Origin of the sequence: Streptomyces sp. Ru62 (genome assembly GCF_002920615.1) — a bacterium.
In the GTDB taxonomy this organism is placed as follows: domain Bacteria; phylum Actinomycetota; class Actinomycetes; order Streptomycetales; family Streptomycetaceae; genus Streptomyces.
Genome location: NZ_PQSU01000002.1, coordinates 115824 through 131827, shown reverse-complemented (window position 1 = coordinate 131827; position 16004 = coordinate 115824). Strand labels below are relative to the sequence as shown.

Below are 16004 nucleotides of genomic sequence, written 5' to 3'. Positions count from 1 at the left end.
TGCTGTCACCGGTTCGGCTGGACGCAGGGCGCACAAGGATCTGAAGAGGGCGCGCGAGGTCCGGCGCGCGCCGGTAACGTCGTCGTATGGACACGTCCTGGTGGCTGGCGCTCGCGGCGGTGGTACTGCTCGCGCTCGTCGCCACGCTCGTCGACGGCTGGGGCCGCGGTCACCGGCCCGGCGGCCGACGGCTGCGGCCCCCCGGCCGGCCGGGCCCGCGGACGGCACACGCGGTACGGCCCTCACCGGGGGACATCTGGTGGGCGGAGGTCCCCTACGAGGACCGGGCCGGGACCAAGGACCGGCCCTGTCTGGTGCTGGCCGTGCGCGGCAACCGGGCCACCGTCGCGAAGATCACCAGCAAGTACCACGACGAGCGCTGCGGGGTGATCCCGCTGCCGCCCGGCGCGGTCGGCGACACCCAGGGGCGGCCCAGTTTCCTGGAGACCGACGAGCTGCGCGAGGTCCCGGTGGACGGCTTCCGCCGCCGGGTGGGCGTGGTCGACCCGGTCCTGTGGGACCAGGTACGGCACCTGGCGGGTTAGGGAACGCCTCAGCTCACGCGCACGGTGACCGTCCAGTCCTCGATGCCCTTGCAGGAGACCTGGCCCGGTGCGGTCGGCTCGGCGCACAGCGGGCGGGACGACGTGAGCTTCACCGTGCCGGCGGCCACCGCCCGGTACGCGGCCGTGGCGTCACCCGGCTGGAGTACGAAGCCCGCGTTGACGGCCGTCAGTGCCGTACCGGTCGCGGCGACCGGCTGCCAGGGGCGGGCCCTGGTCCCGTCCAGGGTCAGCCGGACCTCGCCGCCCTCGGTCACGCAGACGGTACGGCCGTGATCGGCGGCCGTCAGCTCCACGTGACCGGTGCAGTCGCCGGCGGACCGGGTGGGCGCCGGCGTGCCCGTGCGGGCCGGCGCCGACACCTTGTCGCTGCTCCCGGTGTCCTGCTGGGAGCCGCAGCCCGCGAGGAGCAGCGCTGCCGCCGCGGGGGCGAGGAGCGTCGTACGGCGCATGGGGTCCGCCTTTCTGCCGGAGTCCTGGTACGGATGTGACGTACCACCGGCGCGCGCGGATCCACGGCTAGGCCCAGAGCTGGCCCTGGAGTGTCGCGATGGCCTCTTCCGTGGTGGCCGCCGTGTAGACGCCGGTGGAGAGGTACTTCCAGCCGCCGTCGGCCACGATGAAGACGATGTCGGCGCTCTCGCCCGCCTTGACGGCCTTGCGGCCGACGCCGATCGCCGCGTGCAGGGCGGCGCCGGTGGAGACGCCCGCGAAGATGCCCTCCTGCTGGAGGAGTTCACGGGTGCGGGTGACCGCGTCGGCCGAGCCGACGGAGAACCGGGTGGTCAGGACGGACGCGTCGTACAGCTCGGGGACGAAGCCCTCGTCGAGGTTGCGCAGGCCGTAGACCAGGTCGTCGTAGCGCGGTTCGGCGGCGACGATCTGGACGCCCGGCTTGTGCTCGCGCAGATAGCGGCCGACGCCCATGAGGGTGCCGGTGGTGCCGAGGCCCGCCACGAAGTGGGTGACCGAGGGCAGGTCGGCGAGGATCTCGGGGCCGGTCGTGGCGTAGTGGGCGCCCGCGTTGTCCGGGTTGCCGTACTGGTAGAGCATCACCCAGTCGGGGTGCTCGGCGGCCAGTTCCTTGGCCACGCGCACGGCGGTGTTGGAGCCGCCGGCGGCCGGCGAGGAGATGATCTCGGCGCCCCACATGCCGAGCAGGTCCCGGCGCTCCTGCGAGGTGTTCTCCGGCATCACGCACACCATCCGGTAGCCCTTGAGCTTGGCCGCCATGGCGAGGGAGATGCCGGTGTTGCCGGAGGTGGGTTCGAGGATCGTGCAGCCCGGGGTCAGCCGGCCGTCCTTCTCCGCCTGCTCGATCATGTGCAGGGCGGGCCGGTCCTTGACCGAGCCGGTGGGGTTGCGGTCCTCCAGCTTGGCCCAGATCCGCACGTCCGGGGCCGGCGACAGCCGCGGCAGGCACACCAGGGGGGTGTTGCCCACCGCGGCCAGCGGGGAGTCGTAGCGCATCGCTGCTCAGCGACCGATCAGCGCATGCCGCCGGCGACGGCCGGCAGGATCGTGACGTTGTCGCCGTCGGACAGCTTGGTGTCGATGCCGTCCAGGAAGCGGACGTCCTCGTCGTTGAGGTACACGTTGACGAAGCGGCGCAGCTGGTCGCCGTCCACGATGCGGGCCCGGATGCCCGCGTGCCGCGACTCCAGGTCGGCGAACAGCTCGGCGAGGGTGCTCCCGTTGCCCTCCACCGCCTTCTGACCGTCGGTGTACTGGCGGAGGATGGTGGGGATGCGGACCTCGATGGCCATGGTTGCGGGCTCCTGTCAGGAAGTGTCGGAAGGTGTGGGCGCGCGGCGGGGCACGCCGCGGCTCACGGCCGTACGGCGGCGGGGAACGTCAACAGATGGCGCTGTTCAGCCTGCACAGATCGACGTGCAGCCGCGCCACGAGCAGCGTGCCCGGCGCCTTCTCGCTCACGTCGTTCAGAACCATGGGCTCATCGTATCGATTCCCGGTCCGGATCCCGGAGTGTGATTCCACATCCCGGACGGAATCCGACCGAGTACTGGGATCAGTACGCCTCGACGACCTTGACCTCCTCCTCGGTGACCTCCCCTTCGAGGATGCGGAAGGAGCGGAACTGGAACTCTCCGGCGCCGTCGGTGTCGGCGGTGGACACCAGGACGTAGTGCGCGCCGGGCTCGTTGGCGTAGCTGATGTCGGTCCGGGAGGGGTACGCCTCGGTCGCGGTGTGGGAGTGGTAGATGATCACCGGCTCCTCGTCGCGGTCGTCCAGTTCGCGGTAGAGCTTGAGCAGGTCCTGGGAGTCGAACTCGTAGAAGGTGGGCGAGCGCGCCGCGTTGAGCATCGGGATGAAGCGCTCGGGGCGGCCGGAGCCCACCGGCCCGGCGACCACGCCGCACGCCTCGTCGGGGTGGTCCGCGCGCGCGTGGGCGACGATCTGGTCGTGGAGCTCCTGGGTGATGGTCAGCATGGGGGTCAGGATAAGCAGAGGGGCCGTCCCGTACCGAGGGGTGGTACGGGACGGCCCACATGGCGGACGTCCTGAGCGGCGGCCGCCGGGGGCGCCACGAGAGCTCCCGACGGCCGGACGTCCTTTTCCGGAGGTCTTCCGGGGTCTTATGGGGGGGTCTTCCGGGGGTCTTCCGGGGTCTCCCGAAAGTCCCCCGAGGATCCTTCCTGGGGTCAGCCCACCTTCTCGAACTCCGGCTCGCGGCGGTCCGCGATGGACGGCGTCCGGGACTTCAGGACCAGCCAGCCGATGCCCAGGGCGACCGCCCAGACCGCCATCACGTACAGGCAGACGCGGGAGTCGGCGTCGTAGGCGATCAGGCCGGTGACGAAGAGCAGGAAGGCGATGGCGATGTACGAGCACACCGCGCCGCCGGGCGCCGGGAAGGAGCTGGCGGGCAGCCGGCCCGCGTCGACCGCGCGGCGGTAGAGGACGTGGCTGACCAGGATCATCAGCCAGGTCCAGATGCCGGCCGCGGTGGCGACGGAGGTGACGTAACCGAAGGCCTTCTCCGGGACGATGTAGTTCAGGACCACGCCGATGCCCATGAACAGCACCGAGACGGTGATGCCGAGCGCGGGGGTCTTGGTGGCCGACAGCTTCGAGAAGACCCGCGGGGCCTCGCCGTTGTCGGCGAGCGTGCGCAGCATGCGGCCGGTGGAGTACATGCCCGAGTTGCAGGACGACAGGGCCGCGGTGAGCACCACGAAGTTGACGATGCCGGCGCCGGCCGGGATGCCGATGACCGCGAAGGCCTTCACGAAGGGGCTGACGCCCGGCGCGAACTCGGTCCACTTCACCACGCACAGGATGACGGTGAGGGCACCGACGTAGAACAGCGCGATGCGCCAGGGCAGCGTGTTGATGGCCTTCGGGAGGGTCTTCTCCGGGTTCTCGGACTCGCCGGCGGTGACGCCGACCAGTTCGACCGCGAGGTAGGCGAACATCACGCCCTGGAGGGTCATCAACGACGAGCCGATGCCCTTGGGGAAGAAGCCGTCGAACTGCCAGAGGTTCGCCACGTGCGCGGTGTCGCCCGCGGCGCTGAAGCCGAAGGTGAGCACGCCGAGACCGATCACGATCATGCCGATCAGGGCGGTGACCTTGACCATGGAGAACCAGAACTCGATCTCGCCGAACAGCTTCACCGAGATCAGGTTGGCCACGAACAGGACGACCAGGAAGACCAGGGCCGTCACCCACTGCGGGATGCCGGGGAACCAGTAGTGGACGTAGATCGCGGCGGCCGTCAGCTCGGCCATGCCGGTCACGACCCACATCAGCCAGTACGTCCAGCCGGTGAAGTAGCCGAAGAACGGGCCGAGGAACTCCCGGGAGTACTCGGCGAAGGAGCCGGAGACCGGGCGGTAGAGCAGCAGTTCGCCCAGGGCCCGCATGATGAAGAAGATGATCACGCCGGCGAGGGCGTACATGAGGATGAGGCTGGGACCGGCCTTCGCGATGTTCGCGCCGGCTCCCAGGAAGAGCCCGACGCCGATGGCGCCGCCGATGGCGATCATCTGGACCTGACGGCTGCCGAGCCCGCGCTCGTACCCCTCCTCAGGGGCGGTGGTGACCTTCTCAGAGGTCATGTGTGGTGCGCCTTTCTCCATGCCGACCCGGGCCTTTCGTCGGCCTCGGATCGGGTCTCGATCCCCCCGGATGATGGAGTTGTCTGCCTGGCCGACGGTCGTCGGCTCGGTGGCGCACCCGGCCGTACGTGGGTGGTGTCGGCCGGGCGGTCGTGAAGATTTATCACGGCCGCAATATTGATCACAGGGGTGCGATGTGGCGTATCACACAGGTAAAAGCGGACAAAGAGCGCCCGAATGCGGCAAAACCGGCCACAAAGGTGACGGGATCGTTATCCGGATTTGAGCGTCCTCTGAGCGAACACTTCCGAGGGGCAAATCCGTACGAACTACGGCATCAAGGTCGTCACCAGGGTCTCCTGGAGCCCGCCGAGCCACAGGTACGCCATGACCATCGGCTTGCGCGGGTCCTCGTCCGGGAGCCGGTAGAGCAGGTCGGTGTCGTCCTCGTCGGTGATCTCCAGCCGGGAACCGATCGCCAGCCGCAGATCGTTGAGGGCGCCGAGCCACTGCCGGGACTCCTCCGGGGACAGCTTCAGCACCGCCCCGCCCTCGTCGACCGGGGCCAGCGCGTCCAGGCTGCGGATCACCCCGAGGGCGCTCTCCCGCTTGCCGGCGCGCAGGTCGTTCTCCGTGAAGCGGCGGAACTCGGCGGAATGCGCCCGCCGCTCCTCGGCCTCGGCCGACGAGGCCGGGATCTCCTCCGGGTCGCTGTAGGCGTCCGGGAAGAGCCGTCGCAGCACCGGGTCGGCCGGCGGCTCGCTCGGCCCCTCCGCGAACAGCTCGGCGAGGGGGTCGTCCGGGGCGTCGGCGCCGGGTCCGGGACCGATGAGCTCCAGGAGCTGGACGGCCAGCGACCGGATGATGGAGATCTCGACGTCGTCGAGAGCGACGGCCGCGCCGCCGCCGGGGAGCGGTTCGAAGTGTCCGGGCATCTGGGTGCGTTTACTTCCGGTCCTGCTGGAGGGTGGCCCACAGACCGTAGCCGTGCATCGCCTGCACGTCGCGCTCCATCTCCTCGCGGGACCCGCTGGAGACGACCGCCCGGCCCTTGTGGTGGACGTCGAGCATGAGCTTGGTGGCCTTGTCCTTGGTGTAGCCGAAATACGTCTGGAAGACGTACGTCACATAGCTCATGAGGTTGACCGGGTCGTTGTGGACGATCGTGACCCAGGGGACGTCGGGCTCGGGTACGGCGAAGACCTCCTCCGCCGACTCGGTGCGTTCGATCTCTACGGGCGCGGGTGACGTCACACAGCCCATGCTGCCACGGCCTCCATAAATCGTCACACCGACGAAAAGGGAGTACGATTCCTCGTCATGAACACAGCGGACCTTGGGCTGCCGGTGGACGTTCCCTCGACAGCGCTCTTCACGGACCAGTACGAGCTGACGATGCTGCGCGCCGCCCTGAAGGCCGGTACGGCCGAACGGCGGAGCGTCTTCGAGGTCTTCACCCGGCGGCTGCCGAACGGGCGCCGCTACGGCGTGGTGGCCGGCACCGGCCGCGTCCTGGACGCGGTGGAGAACTTCCGCTTCGACACCGGCGTCCTCGGCTTCCTGCGCGAGCGGGACATCGTCGACGAGGAGACCCTGCGGTGGCTCGCCGACTACCGCTTCAGCGGGGACATCTGGGGCTACCCCGAGGGCGAGGTGTACTTCCCCGGCTCACCGATCATGCGCGTCGAGGGCAGCTTCGCCGAGTGCGTGCTGCTGGAGACCGTGATCCTGTCCATCCTCAACCACGACTCCGCCATCGCCGCCGCCGCCTCCCGGATGGCCTCCGCCGCCGGTGGCCGCCCGCTGATCGAGATGGGCGCCCGCCGCACCCACGAGCTGGCCGCGGTGGCCGCCGCCCGCGCCGCCTACGTCGGCGGCTTCGCGACCACCTCCGACCTGGCCGCCGGCTTCCGCTACGGCATCCCGACCGTCGGCACCTCCGCCCACGCCTTCACGCTGCTCCACGACCGCGAGCGCGACGCCTTCCAGGCCCAGGTCGACACCCTCGGCCGCGGCACGACCCTCCTGGTGGACACCTACGACGTCGCCGAGGCCGTCCGTACGGCGGTGGAGGTGGCCGGCCCCGAGCTGGGCGCGGTCCGCATCGACTCCGGCGACCTGCTGCTGGTGGCCCACCGGGTGCGGCAGCAACTGGACGAGCTGGGCGCGACCGGCACGAAGATCATCGTGACCTCCGACCTGGACGAGTACGCCATCGCCTCGCTGGCCGCCGCGCCGGTGGACGCGTACGGCGTCGGCACCCAGCTGGTGACCGGCTCCGGGCACCCGACCTCCTCCATGGTCTACAAGCTGGTCGCCCGCGCCGAGTCCGCCGACCCGAAGGCCCCGCTGCTGCCGGTCGCGAAGAAGTCCAGCGGCGGCAAGACGTCCATCGGGGGCCGCAAGTGGGCGGCTCGGCGGCTGGACGCGGAGGGGGTCGCGGAGGCCGAGGTCGTCGGCACCGGGCCGGTCCCGGCGGAGCTGGCCGACCGGCAGCTCCTGGTGCAGCTGGTCAAGGGCGGCGAGGTGGTCGCCCGGGAGCCGCTGGACGTGACCAGGGACCGCCACATCGCGGCCCGCGCGAATCTGCCGCTCTCCGCTGTCCAGCTGTCCAGGGGGGAACCCGTCATTCCGACGGAGTACGTCCACGGGCGCTCGGGTAGCCAGAGCGGGACCCCGTCCGCCCCTGGACGCCCCCTCCCGCAGGAGCCCGGAATTCTCTAGGCTCAGATACTTCACTCTCAGTCGAAGGACACCCACCATGCGCCGCGCCTTGATCGTCGTAGACGTGCAGAACGACTTCTGCGAAGGAGGCAGCCTCGCGGTGGCCGGCGGTGCCGACGTGGCCGCCGCCATCACCGAGCTGATCGGCCAGGCGGCGGGCACCGGGTACCGGCATGTGGTGGCCACCCGCGACCACCACATCGCGCCCGGCGGCCACTTCGCGGACAACCCCGACTACGTCCGCTCCTGGCCCGCGCACTGCGTCGCGGGCACGGAGGGCGTGGGCTTCCACCCGAACTTCGCCCCGGCCGTCGCCTCCGGCGCGGTGGACGCCGTGTTCGACAAGGGTGCGTACGCGGCCGCGTACAGCGGCTTCGAGGGCACCGACGAGAACGGCGTCCCCCTCGCCGACTGGCTGCGCGCCCGGGAGATCACCGAGGTGGACGTGGTCGGCATCGCCACGGACCACTGCGTACGGGCCACGGCCCTGGACGCCGCGAGAGAGGGCTTCCGCACGCAGGTCCTCCTGGACCTGACCGCCGGGGTGGCGGGTGAGACCACCGAGCGGGCCCTGGAGGAGCTCCGGGACGCGGGCGTGGAACTCACCGGCAAGCCCGTGGTGAGCGGCTAGGAGAGCGCCCGGAGGCGCGCGGGGAACTGTGCGACCGGCCACCACGCGGCCGCACCCGGTGACGCACCGCCGCTCCCCTCACCGCACCACCGCCGGACCGCGCAGCAGCGCCCGGATCGGGTGCCACAGCTCGTTCACCATGACACCGTTGTCAGCCGGGGCCGTGCGCCATATCAGGCCGTCGGGGTGGTGCAGGACCGCCGTGATCTCGTCCGGCGTCGGAGGCTCGGCGTTCCCCCGGAGGTAGATCGCCCGCAGGCCCAGGTTCCGGAGCCTGGTCAGGGCCCGGGCCCGGTTCTGGGCGTGCACGAGAACCCGCACCCCGGCGGAGCCGTACGGCAGGTTCAGCGCCACCACCACCGTGCCGTTCGGCAGCTTGCAGAAGCCTCCAGCGGCCATGCGGTCACATCCCCGTTCCGGTCGGTGTCAATAAGCGGTCCACAGGACGCACCTAAACACGACCGGCGGCAACCCGCCAAGGGGTTGCCGCCGATACGCCTCTGACCTGCGGTGATGTGGACTACTTCACCGCGGGACCGACCTTGAGCTGGATCGTGGAGCCGTCCTTGGCCTCCTTGACGATCGTGATCTTGGTGTTGGTGTCAGTGACCTTCACCCCGCCCGTCGGGTTCGACGGGTCGTAGTAGGTGCTGGTGTGGTCGTTGAAGACCCGGACACCCTTCGAGCCCTTGATCTTCAGCGCGACGTCGGCCTTGTGCAGCGTGATGCCGTCCGTGGCGTAGAGGCTGAACGGCGAGTCGTACGCCTGGATGCGGTTGCGCAGCAGCGTGCCGTCGGTCCACTTCAGCGCCTTCGGGTGCGAGTCGATCGGCAGGATCAGACCGGTGCCCGGGTGGCCGCTCGCGGCGTTCGTGTTGTTGTCCGCCTGGGAGGTGTCCCACTTCCAGATCAGCAGGCCGTTCTGGTACGGGTAGTGCTCCACCCAGTCCGGGCGCGACGCGAAGCCGAAGTTGTACGGGCCGGTCTTCAGCGTCTTGTCGTACGACACGTACTGCCGGTTCTCGGCGATGTAGTACTGCTTGTAGTCCTTGGTGAAGGACGCGCCGATGCGGGAGAAGCCGTCCGCGGTCCAACCAGCGTCCGCGGTCTCGGCGTTGTCCGAGAACAGCGGGGTGCCGTCGGCGGTCACGGCGATCTCGTCGGCCGCGAAGCCGTTCTCCGCGACACCGCCGTCGGTGGCGTAGCGGAAGCGCAGGTCGATCTTCTTGCCCGCGTAGGCGTCGAGGGGGAACGCCAGCTTCTTGTACGTCTGCGAGAAACCGCTCAGCGCCGGCTTGCCGCTGGCGTCCTTCGGCAGGGCCTGGCCGTCGGCCGTGCCGTCCAGGGCGGTCCAGTTGGCGCCGCCGTCGGTCGAGACCTCGGTGTAGACGTAGTCGTAGCCGGCCTCGGTGGCCCACCAGCCGTCCAGGGTGAGGCTCGCCGAGGACTTGCCGGTCAGGTCCACGGAACGGGTCAGCGTGTTCTTGAGGTTGTTGCCGCTGCCGCTCCACCACTGGGTGGCACCCTGCGCCGGCTCGGTGATGGTGGTCTTGACCGCCTTGTCCGGCAGGGTCACCACGAGGGCCTGCTTGTCCCAGGTGTTGTACTCGGCGACGCCCAGCTTGTGCGTGGACTGCTTGCCGGCCTTGGCGGTGTCGTAGTTCAGCCAGCCCAGCTGGAGCTTGTCCCAGGCGTTCATGTCGCCCGGCAGGTCGCCGATGGACTCCTTGCCGGTGCCGAGCCAGGAGCCGGAGGACATCAGCGTCCAGAAACCGGTGGAGTTGTCGCCGCCGGCGGTGTCGTACTCGTCCGGCAGGCCGAGGTCGTGGCCGTACTCGTGGGCGAAGACGCCGAGGCCGCCGTTCTCCGGCTGGATGGTGTAGTCGCCCACCCAGATCCCGGTGTCGCCGACCTGCGTGCCGCCGAGCTTGTTGTTCTCGGGGCCGGTGGCGCCGGCGTCGGTGCCGAAGGCGTACCAGCGGTGGGCCCAGATCGCGTTCTCGCCCTCGGCGCCGCCGCCGGCGGACTCGTCCTCACCGGCGTGCACGATCTGGAAGTGGTCGACGTAGCCGTCCGGCTCGTTGAAGTTGCCGTCGCCGTCGAAGTCGTAGCGGTCCCACTGGTCGTACTTGGCGAGGTCCGTCTTGATGTCGGCGTCGGTGCGGCCGGCCTTCTTCTGCTGGGCGACCCAGGCGTTCAGGCCGTCGCTGACGACGTTCCACACGCTCGGGCAGTTGGTGTCGCCGCAGGCGTTGTTGCCGTAACGGGCCTCGTTGTACGGGACCTTGACCCAGTCGGTGACCTCACCGGAGACCGAGTAGCGGCCCGAGGACTGCTTCTCGTAGTACTTCTTCAGCGACTCGGTCTTCTTGCCGGTGCCGAAGTAGAGGTCCTGGTAGTGCTTCTGGTCGTAGTCCTTCTGCCAGGCCGTGGAGTTGTCCTTCTTGCGGTCCGGCGCGGCGATCTTGTTGTGCAGCGGGCCCGGGGTGCCGCCGAACTTGGGGTCGGTCTTGTCGCCGAACTCCACCAGGATCGTGAAGATCTTGTCGGTCTTCTCGCGGCTCAGTTCGACGTACTTGCTCCGGCCCTTGCGGCTCTTGAGCTCGACGACCTTGGAGCCGTTGCGCTCCTTCGCGGTGGCCTTGCCCGATATGAGCTGGTTCAGGGCCTCCTTGCGCTGCGCCTCCTGGGTCTTGCTCAGGGGGCCGTCCAGGTCGTGCGCGCGCTGCTTCACCGGCGCCGGGTCGTGCCGGTTGGCCGCCGCGTTCTGGGCCTGGGTGCCCGCCTCCGCGACGGCGAAGGTGGCGAACGTGGCGGAGGCCGCCGCGAGCGTCACGCCGATGGCGGCCGCTCTGAACGTCCAGGATCTGCTGGTCACTTGAGTTCCTCCCCCGCGCCGCGCACACGGACAGAGGGTTCCGGGTCTTGGAGGAATCCGTGCGCGCACGATCAACGCGTGTAGTCAAGTGACGACATTTGACTAGAGGTTTAGCTGAAAAAACAGACCTTGACTTGAGCAGGACAAGTGCACTATGCGGAGGTGACGTTCGCTTTACGGACGCGTGTCACCCCGCCAACGGGCGCAGGGGAACGCCCGTTTGGCCGGGACGGTGACTCCATGCGCCCCCTGTGCACCGGTACCGTGGGTTAGGTCACGCTTACCGGGCGTCCCGCTCGGGCATGCAGGCCAACAGAGTGGCACCCCCTACTTCCGAAGACTGCCGAGGACACGATTGCCATGCCTCGTCCGACCGCCGCACAGCTCGCCTACGGTTCCTGCACCGTGATCTTCTCGACGCTCGCCATGCTGCTGCTGTCCCAGACGAGTTCGGGCCTCGGGGTCGCCATCATCGCCCTCGCGGCACTCGCGCTGGGCCTGCTGGTCGCCCTGACGGTCCCCGTCCCCGGGACGCGCGCGGAGCGGGCGCCCACCGAGCCCGTCGCGGAGGAGGAACGTATCCCCACGACCCTCTGAGCGGACGGGGACACAGCGCCGCAGAGCTGCGACAGTGGCGGTTCCGGACGTCCCGGTACCGCCACTGCCGTGCGAGCACCCCTGACGGGCGGCTCAACCGGTGCTGACCACCACCGTCTTGGCCGCCTTGTCGTGCAGGCCCTGTTTGTACGGCTTGTCGAAGAAGCTCCAACCACCCGAGACGGCCGTCCAGATGCAGGCGCAGCAGAAGGCGAACGGCACCCACAGCACCAGGGAGCGGATCAGCATGGTCTGCACGGAGGGCGTGGCGCCGTTCTCCAGGTTGGCCACCCGCAGGCCGAGCCACTTCTTGCCGAGGGTCTGCCCCGACCTGGTCATCATGAAGGTGTCGTACGCGATGTAGAGCACGGCCGCGATGAAGGACTGCGCGAGGGACCTGCCGACCTCCGTGCGCTCGCTGTCGAACGTGTACGCGCTCACCCCGAACGCCCAGGTGAGCAACAGCACGACGATGCCGACCAGGATCATGTCGATGATGCGCGCGAGCGTCCGCTTGCCGCTGTCGGCGAGCGGGGGCATGCCGGCCAGCGGGTCGGCCGGGTAGCCGCCGGGGCCGTAGGGGCCGCCGCCGGGACCGCCGCCGTAGGGGCCACCGCCGTAAGGGCCGCCACCGCCGGGGGAGGGGGCTGGGCGCCGCCGTACGGGGCGTCGTACGGCGAGCCCGGGCCCTGGTCCGACGGGGGCCGCTTCCTGAAGGGGTCGTCCTCGGGGGGCTGCTCTCCGGAGCCGGGGGGCGGTTCGCTGCTCATGGCCCGAGTGGAACCCGAAGATCCCGGCTCCGCATCCGGCAGACGGCCGGACGGAGTACGCGCGTCAGCCGGCCACGAAGGTGTGGGCCGCCTTGTCGTGCCAGCACTGGTGCCAGGGCCGGTCGAACAGGCACCACAGCACGCCCACGATCCCGACGACCAGCAGGCCCGGCACGCTCAGGACCAGCCAGCGGCGCAGTGCCGCGCCGAACGCGGGGGGCTCGTGCGCCTCGATGTCCCGGACCTCAAGACCGCACAGCTTCTTGCCGAGGGTGCGGCCCCACTTGGCTGTGGGGAGCGCCTCGTACAGGACACCGGCCAGGAGCAGGACGGCGAGGACGATGCCGAGGCTGGTGCCGGTCGTGCCGTCGAGCAGCCAGACCGTGACCTCGCGGCCCGAGAGCCGGGCCGCGTCGATCTTCTCCTGGACGTGGTCCACGGCCCGGATGCCGAGCGGGACCGCCGCCGCGGCCGTCACGGCGCCGATGACCAGCAGGTCGATCAGCCGCGCGGCGAGCCGCTTGCCGAGTCCGGCGGGGCGGGCGGCGGCCTGTCGGCGCGCGGCGGCCTGGAAGAGGTCCTCCACCGGCGGCTTCCACGGCGCCACGGGCTGCTCGTCCCCGCCCCCGGCGAGCTGGTGCACCTGCTGCGCCCAGGACGCCTGCCCGCCACCGGGACCGCTCGTCAGCGGGGTGACGGGGGCACCGGCCTGGCCGGGACCCGCCTGGTGCGGCACCGACGGGGCCACGGGGGCGGGGGCGGCAGGGGAAGGCTGGGGCGCGGGGGCCGGCTGCGGGATCGACGGTGACTGCGGTGCCTGCGCTCCCGGTGACGGCTGCGGGATCGACGGTGACTGCGGTCCCTGGGCCGCCGGGGGTGTCTGTGCTGCGGCGGCGCGGGCCGCGGCGGCCTTCCCGGCGCCGAAGCCCGAGTTCGCGGGCGCGCCGACCGGGCCTTGCGCGCCGAAGCCGGCCGGGCCGCTGTCGGGGCCGGACGGGGCTTGCGGGGCCGAAGGGGCGGACGGGGCCGACGGGACCGGACGGAAGGTCATCGTGCCGTCGTCGGTGCGGTCGGCCGCCGCCGGGCCGGGGATCGGCCGGCGGAAGATGAAGGTGCCGGGGTCGTGGGGGTCGTCCTCCGTCGGCGGGATCGTCGCGGTGCCGTCGGTCCGGCTGGTGGCACGGCCGTCGGGGTCGGGGGAGGCTTCGGCGGGCACCCGGGGGTCGGCACCCCAGGGTGCACCGGGCTGACCCGGCCGGCCTGGCTGAGCAGGCTGCCCCGGCGCACCCGACTGCCCCGGCGCGCCCGGCCGGCCCCACTGCGCGCCCTGCGCGCCCTGCGCGGGCTGACCGCCCTGCCGGTCCCGCTCGCCCGCGCCGCCCTGCTGCTCCCCGTCCGGCGGGTCCTCGTCGAAGAAGTGCGGACCCGTTTCCTCCACGGACGGGGGCGCCGGGCGGGCGCCGGGGGGCGGGGTGAGCGGTTCGCCGTTCTTCGGCGCCGGGCGGCTCGTGCCGGGCACCCAGGAGGCGCCGTTCCAGTACCGGACGTAACCGGGGATGGACGGGTCCGGGTAGTAGCCCTCGCGGGGCCGGTCGTCGCCTGGGGCCGGGGTTGGGGCGCTCATGTCCGTCGTCCCGTATCTGCTCGGGGGTGTGATGGGGGCCTCCACATCTATCAGACCCGGGCATCCCCCACCGCCAGTCCCGCCGGACCCACCCCTTTCCGGGCAACGCCGTGACCCACTCCCCCGGGGCTTGCGAAAAGAATTTCTGCGAACCGGCGTAATGGTCCGGCCCCTGCCCCCTCTCTCCCGGTGCGGGCCCGTCCCGGCGGCCCCGACGCGAGAGGAGACGCAGGTCATGCAGCACACCGTGGTGGAGCGCGAACTGGAGCTGAGGCTCATCCTGTCACCGGAGCGGAGCGTCCCGGTGCCCGCCCGGCTCGCATACCGCTCCGACGACCCCTACGCCGTCCACATCACCTTCCACATCGACTCGGCGCACCCCGTCGACTGGACGTTCGCCCGCGACCTGCTGGTGGAAGGGGTGTTCCGGCCGTGCGGCCACGGCGACGTGCGGGTGTGGCCGACGAAGACGGACGGGCGCAGTGCCGTGCTGATGGCGCTGAGTTCACCGGACGGCGACGCGCTGCTGGAGGCGCCGGTCCGGCAGGTGTCGGCCTGGCTGGAGCGGACGCTGCGGGCGGTGCCGCCGGGCACGGAGGGCGGGCAGCTCGGCATCGACGACGCGCTCGACCACCTGCTCGCCCAGTGAGCCCGGCGTCAGAAGAGTTTGCCCGGGTTGAGGATGCCCAGCGGGTCGAAGACCTGCTTCACCGCCCGCTGCATCTCCACCCCGACCGGGCCGATCTCCCGGGCCAGCCACTCCTTCTTCAGGACGCCGACGCCGTGTTCTCCGGTGATGGTGCCGCCCAGCTCCAGCCCGAGGGCCATGATCTCGTCGAAGGACTCGCGGGCCCGGCGGGACTCCTCGGGGTCGCGGGCGTCGAAGCAGACCGTGGGGTGCGTGTTGCCGTCGCCGGCGTGCGCGCAGACCCCGATCGTGAGGTCGTACTCGGCGGCGATCCGCTCCACGCCCTCCAGCATGGCGCCGAGCCGCGAGCGGGGCACGCACACGTCGTCGATCATCGTCGTGCCCTTGACCGCCTCCAGCGCGGTCAGCGAGAGCCGCCGGGCCTGCAACAGCAGCTCGGACTCGGCCGCGTCCTCGGCCGGGACGACCTGGGTGGCGCCGGCGGCCTCGCACAGGGCGCCGAGCGCGGCCAGGTCCGCCGCCGGGTCCGGGGTGTCGAACGCGGCCAGCAGCAGTGCCTCGGTGGTCTCGGGCAGCCCCATGTGGGCGAGGTCGTTGACCGCCTTGACCGTCGTACGGTCCATGAGTTCGAGGAGGGACGGCACGTGACCGCCCTCCATGATCCGGCAGATGGCGTCGCAGGCGGCCGCCGCGGAGGCGAACTCGGCGGCCAGCACGAGCTGCCGGGGCGGCTTGGGCCGCAGCCCGAGCACCGCCCGGACGACGATGCCGAGGGATCCCTCGGAGCCGACGAACAGCCGGGTCAGGTCGTAACCCGCGACGCCCTTCGCCGTACGCCGGCCGGTGGACATCAGACGGCCGTCGGCCAGGACGACGTCCAGGCCGAGGACGTATTCGGCGGTCACGCCGTACTTGACGCAGCACAGGCCGCCGGAGGCCGTGCCGATGTTGCCGCCGATGGTGCACATCTCCCAGCTGGACGGGTCCGGCGGGTAGTACAGGCCGTGTTCCTCGACCGCGCGGGACAGGGTCGCGTTGACCACGCCCGGTTCGACCACGGCGATCCGGTCGACGGGACTGATCTCCAGGATGCGGTCCATCTTGGTGAGGGACAGCACGATGCAGCCCTCGGTGGCGTTGGCGCCGCCGGACAGGCCGGTGCGGGCGCCCTGCGGGACGACGGGGACGCGCAGCTCGGTGGCCGTGCGCATGACGTGCTGGACCTGCTCGACGGTGCGGGGGAGGGCGACGACGGCGGGACTGCCCGCCGGGCAGAAGCTCGCCATGTCGTGGGCGTAGGAGGCCGTGACGTCGGAGTCGGTCAGGACGGCCTCGGGCGGCAGGCCGGCCAGGAGCCGGTCGGCGAGGTTACCGGTGTGCTCGTCGCGCGGTGCTTCGATACGGCTCATGATCACAGCGTGTCACTCGCGGCCATCGGTGTGAACCCCGCCCGTGCCGCTCCGGGGCCACGCGGATGTGCTCGTC

Annotated in this window: 17 protein-coding genes and 1 pseudogene; 5 read left to right on the top strand and 13 right to left on the bottom strand. The window is 70.9% G+C overall.

The annotated features are described in order from the left end of the window. The first annotated feature begins 86 nt into the window (after positions 1 to 86). Positions 87 to 545 (top strand): type II toxin-antitoxin system PemK/MazF family toxin, encoded by a 459-nt coding sequence (locus C3492_RS02995; RefSeq protein WP_103810137.1) that lies wholly within the window; start codon positions 87 to 89, stop codon positions 543 to 545. An 8-nt stretch (positions 546 to 553) separates the two neighbouring features. On the opposite strand, the gene C3492_RS02990 is transcribed toward C3492_RS02995, so the two are convergent. From C3492_RS02990 to clpS, 8 genes are all read right to left on the bottom strand, one after another. Beyond that, positions 554 to 1015 carry a hypothetical protein gene (locus C3492_RS02990; protein WP_103810136.1) on the bottom strand — a complete coding sequence of 154 codons (462 nt, stop codon included), beginning with the start codon at positions 1013 to 1015 and terminating at the stop codon, positions 554 to 556. Between the two features lie 67 nt (positions 1016 to 1082). Then, positions 1083 to 2033, bottom strand: coding sequence for a PLP-dependent cysteine synthase family protein (locus C3492_RS02985; protein ID WP_103810135.1), 951 nt, complete (start codon positions 2031 to 2033; stop codon positions 1083 to 1085). Between the two features lie 17 nt (positions 2034 to 2050). Beyond that, positions 2051 to 2329 carry a MoaD/ThiS family protein gene (locus C3492_RS02980; RefSeq protein ID WP_103810134.1) on the bottom strand — a complete coding sequence of 93 codons (279 nt, stop codon included), beginning with the start codon at positions 2327 to 2329 and terminating at the stop codon, positions 2051 to 2053. 88 nt (positions 2330 to 2417) lie between these two features. After that, entirely contained in the window at positions 2418 to 2513 is a 96-nt protein-coding gene (locus tag C3492_RS46780) for a putative leader peptide (protein WP_309550412.1), read from the bottom strand. Positions 2514 to 2592: 79 nt separating this feature from the next. Beyond that, complete coding sequence (locus C3492_RS02970) at positions 2593 to 3015, bottom strand: Mov34/MPN/PAD-1 family protein (RefSeq protein ID WP_103810133.1); 423 nt, start codon at positions 3013 to 3015, stop codon at positions 2593 to 2595. 212 nt (positions 3016 to 3227) lie between these two features. After that, positions 3228 to 4646: an amino acid permease gene (locus tag C3492_RS02965; RefSeq protein ID WP_103810132.1), complete on the bottom strand. Its 1419-nt coding sequence runs from the start codon at positions 4644 to 4646 to the stop codon at positions 3228 to 3230. Positions 4647 to 4975: 329 nt separating this feature from the next. Beyond that, complete coding sequence (locus tag C3492_RS02960; protein ID WP_103810131.1) at positions 4976 to 5581, bottom strand: DUF2017 domain-containing protein; 606 nt, start codon at positions 5579 to 5581, stop codon at positions 4976 to 4978. A gap of 10 nt (positions 5582 to 5591) precedes the next feature. Continuing rightward, a complete protein-coding gene (clpS, locus tag C3492_RS02955) occupies positions 5592 to 5909 on the bottom strand; it encodes an ATP-dependent Clp protease adapter ClpS (RefSeq protein ID WP_103810130.1) in 318 nt (105 codons plus the stop codon). A 57-nt stretch (positions 5910 to 5966) separates the two neighbouring features. On the opposite strand from clpS, the gene C3492_RS02950 reads away from it, so the two are divergent. Both C3492_RS02950 and C3492_RS02945 read left to right on the top strand, forming a co-directional pair. Next, positions 5967 to 7370 (top strand): nicotinate phosphoribosyltransferase, encoded by a 1404-nt coding sequence (locus tag C3492_RS02950; protein WP_103810129.1) that lies wholly within the window; start codon positions 5967 to 5969, stop codon positions 7368 to 7370. Between the two features lie 37 nt (positions 7371 to 7407). Beyond that, positions 7408 to 8001: an isochorismatase family protein gene (locus C3492_RS02945; RefSeq protein WP_103810128.1), complete on the top strand. Its 594-nt coding sequence runs from the start codon at positions 7408 to 7410 to the stop codon at positions 7999 to 8001. Between the two features lie 78 nt (positions 8002 to 8079). Here C3492_RS02945 and C3492_RS02940 read toward each other — a convergent pair whose 3' ends face one another. Together C3492_RS02940 and C3492_RS02935 are read right to left on the bottom strand one after the other, a co-directional pair. Then, positions 8080 to 8400, bottom strand: a complete 321-nt coding sequence (locus tag C3492_RS02940; RefSeq protein ID WP_103810127.1) for a hypothetical protein — start codon at positions 8398 to 8400, stop codon at positions 8080 to 8082. A 121-nt stretch (positions 8401 to 8521) separates the two neighbouring features. Next, a complete protein-coding gene (locus tag C3492_RS02935; protein ID WP_103810126.1) occupies positions 8522 to 10879 on the bottom strand; it encodes an immune inhibitor A domain-containing protein in 2358 nt (785 codons plus the stop codon). 360 nt (positions 10880 to 11239) lie between these two features. Between C3492_RS02935 and C3492_RS02930 the strand changes: the two genes are divergently transcribed. Further along, entirely contained in the window at positions 11240 to 11476 is a 237-nt protein-coding gene (locus tag C3492_RS02930; RefSeq protein WP_181140169.1) for a hypothetical protein, read from the top strand. 93 nt (positions 11477 to 11569) lie between these two features. Here C3492_RS02930 and C3492_RS02925 read toward each other — a convergent pair. Both C3492_RS02925 and C3492_RS02920 read right to left on the bottom strand, forming a co-directional pair. Next, positions 11570 to 12246, bottom strand: a pseudogene (locus C3492_RS02925) (RDD family protein). Between the two features lie 64 nt (positions 12247 to 12310). After that, positions 12311 to 13870, bottom strand: coding sequence for an RDD family protein (locus C3492_RS02920; protein ID WP_103810124.1), 1560 nt, complete (start codon positions 13868 to 13870; stop codon positions 12311 to 12313). Between the two features lie 235 nt (positions 13871 to 14105). On the opposite strand from C3492_RS02920, the gene C3492_RS02915 reads away from it, so the two are divergent. Beyond that, on the top strand, positions 14106 to 14519 hold the full coding sequence (locus C3492_RS02915) for an SsgA family sporulation/cell division regulator (RefSeq protein WP_103810123.1): 414 nt from the start codon (positions 14106 to 14108) through the stop codon (positions 14517 to 14519). Positions 14520 to 14527: 8 nt separating this feature from the next. Here C3492_RS02915 and C3492_RS02910 read toward each other — a convergent pair whose 3' ends face one another. Then, a complete protein-coding gene (locus C3492_RS02910; protein WP_103810122.1) occupies positions 14528 to 15934 on the bottom strand; it encodes an FAD-binding oxidoreductase in 1407 nt (468 codons plus the stop codon). Between the last annotated feature and the right edge of the window lie 70 nt (positions 15935 to 16004).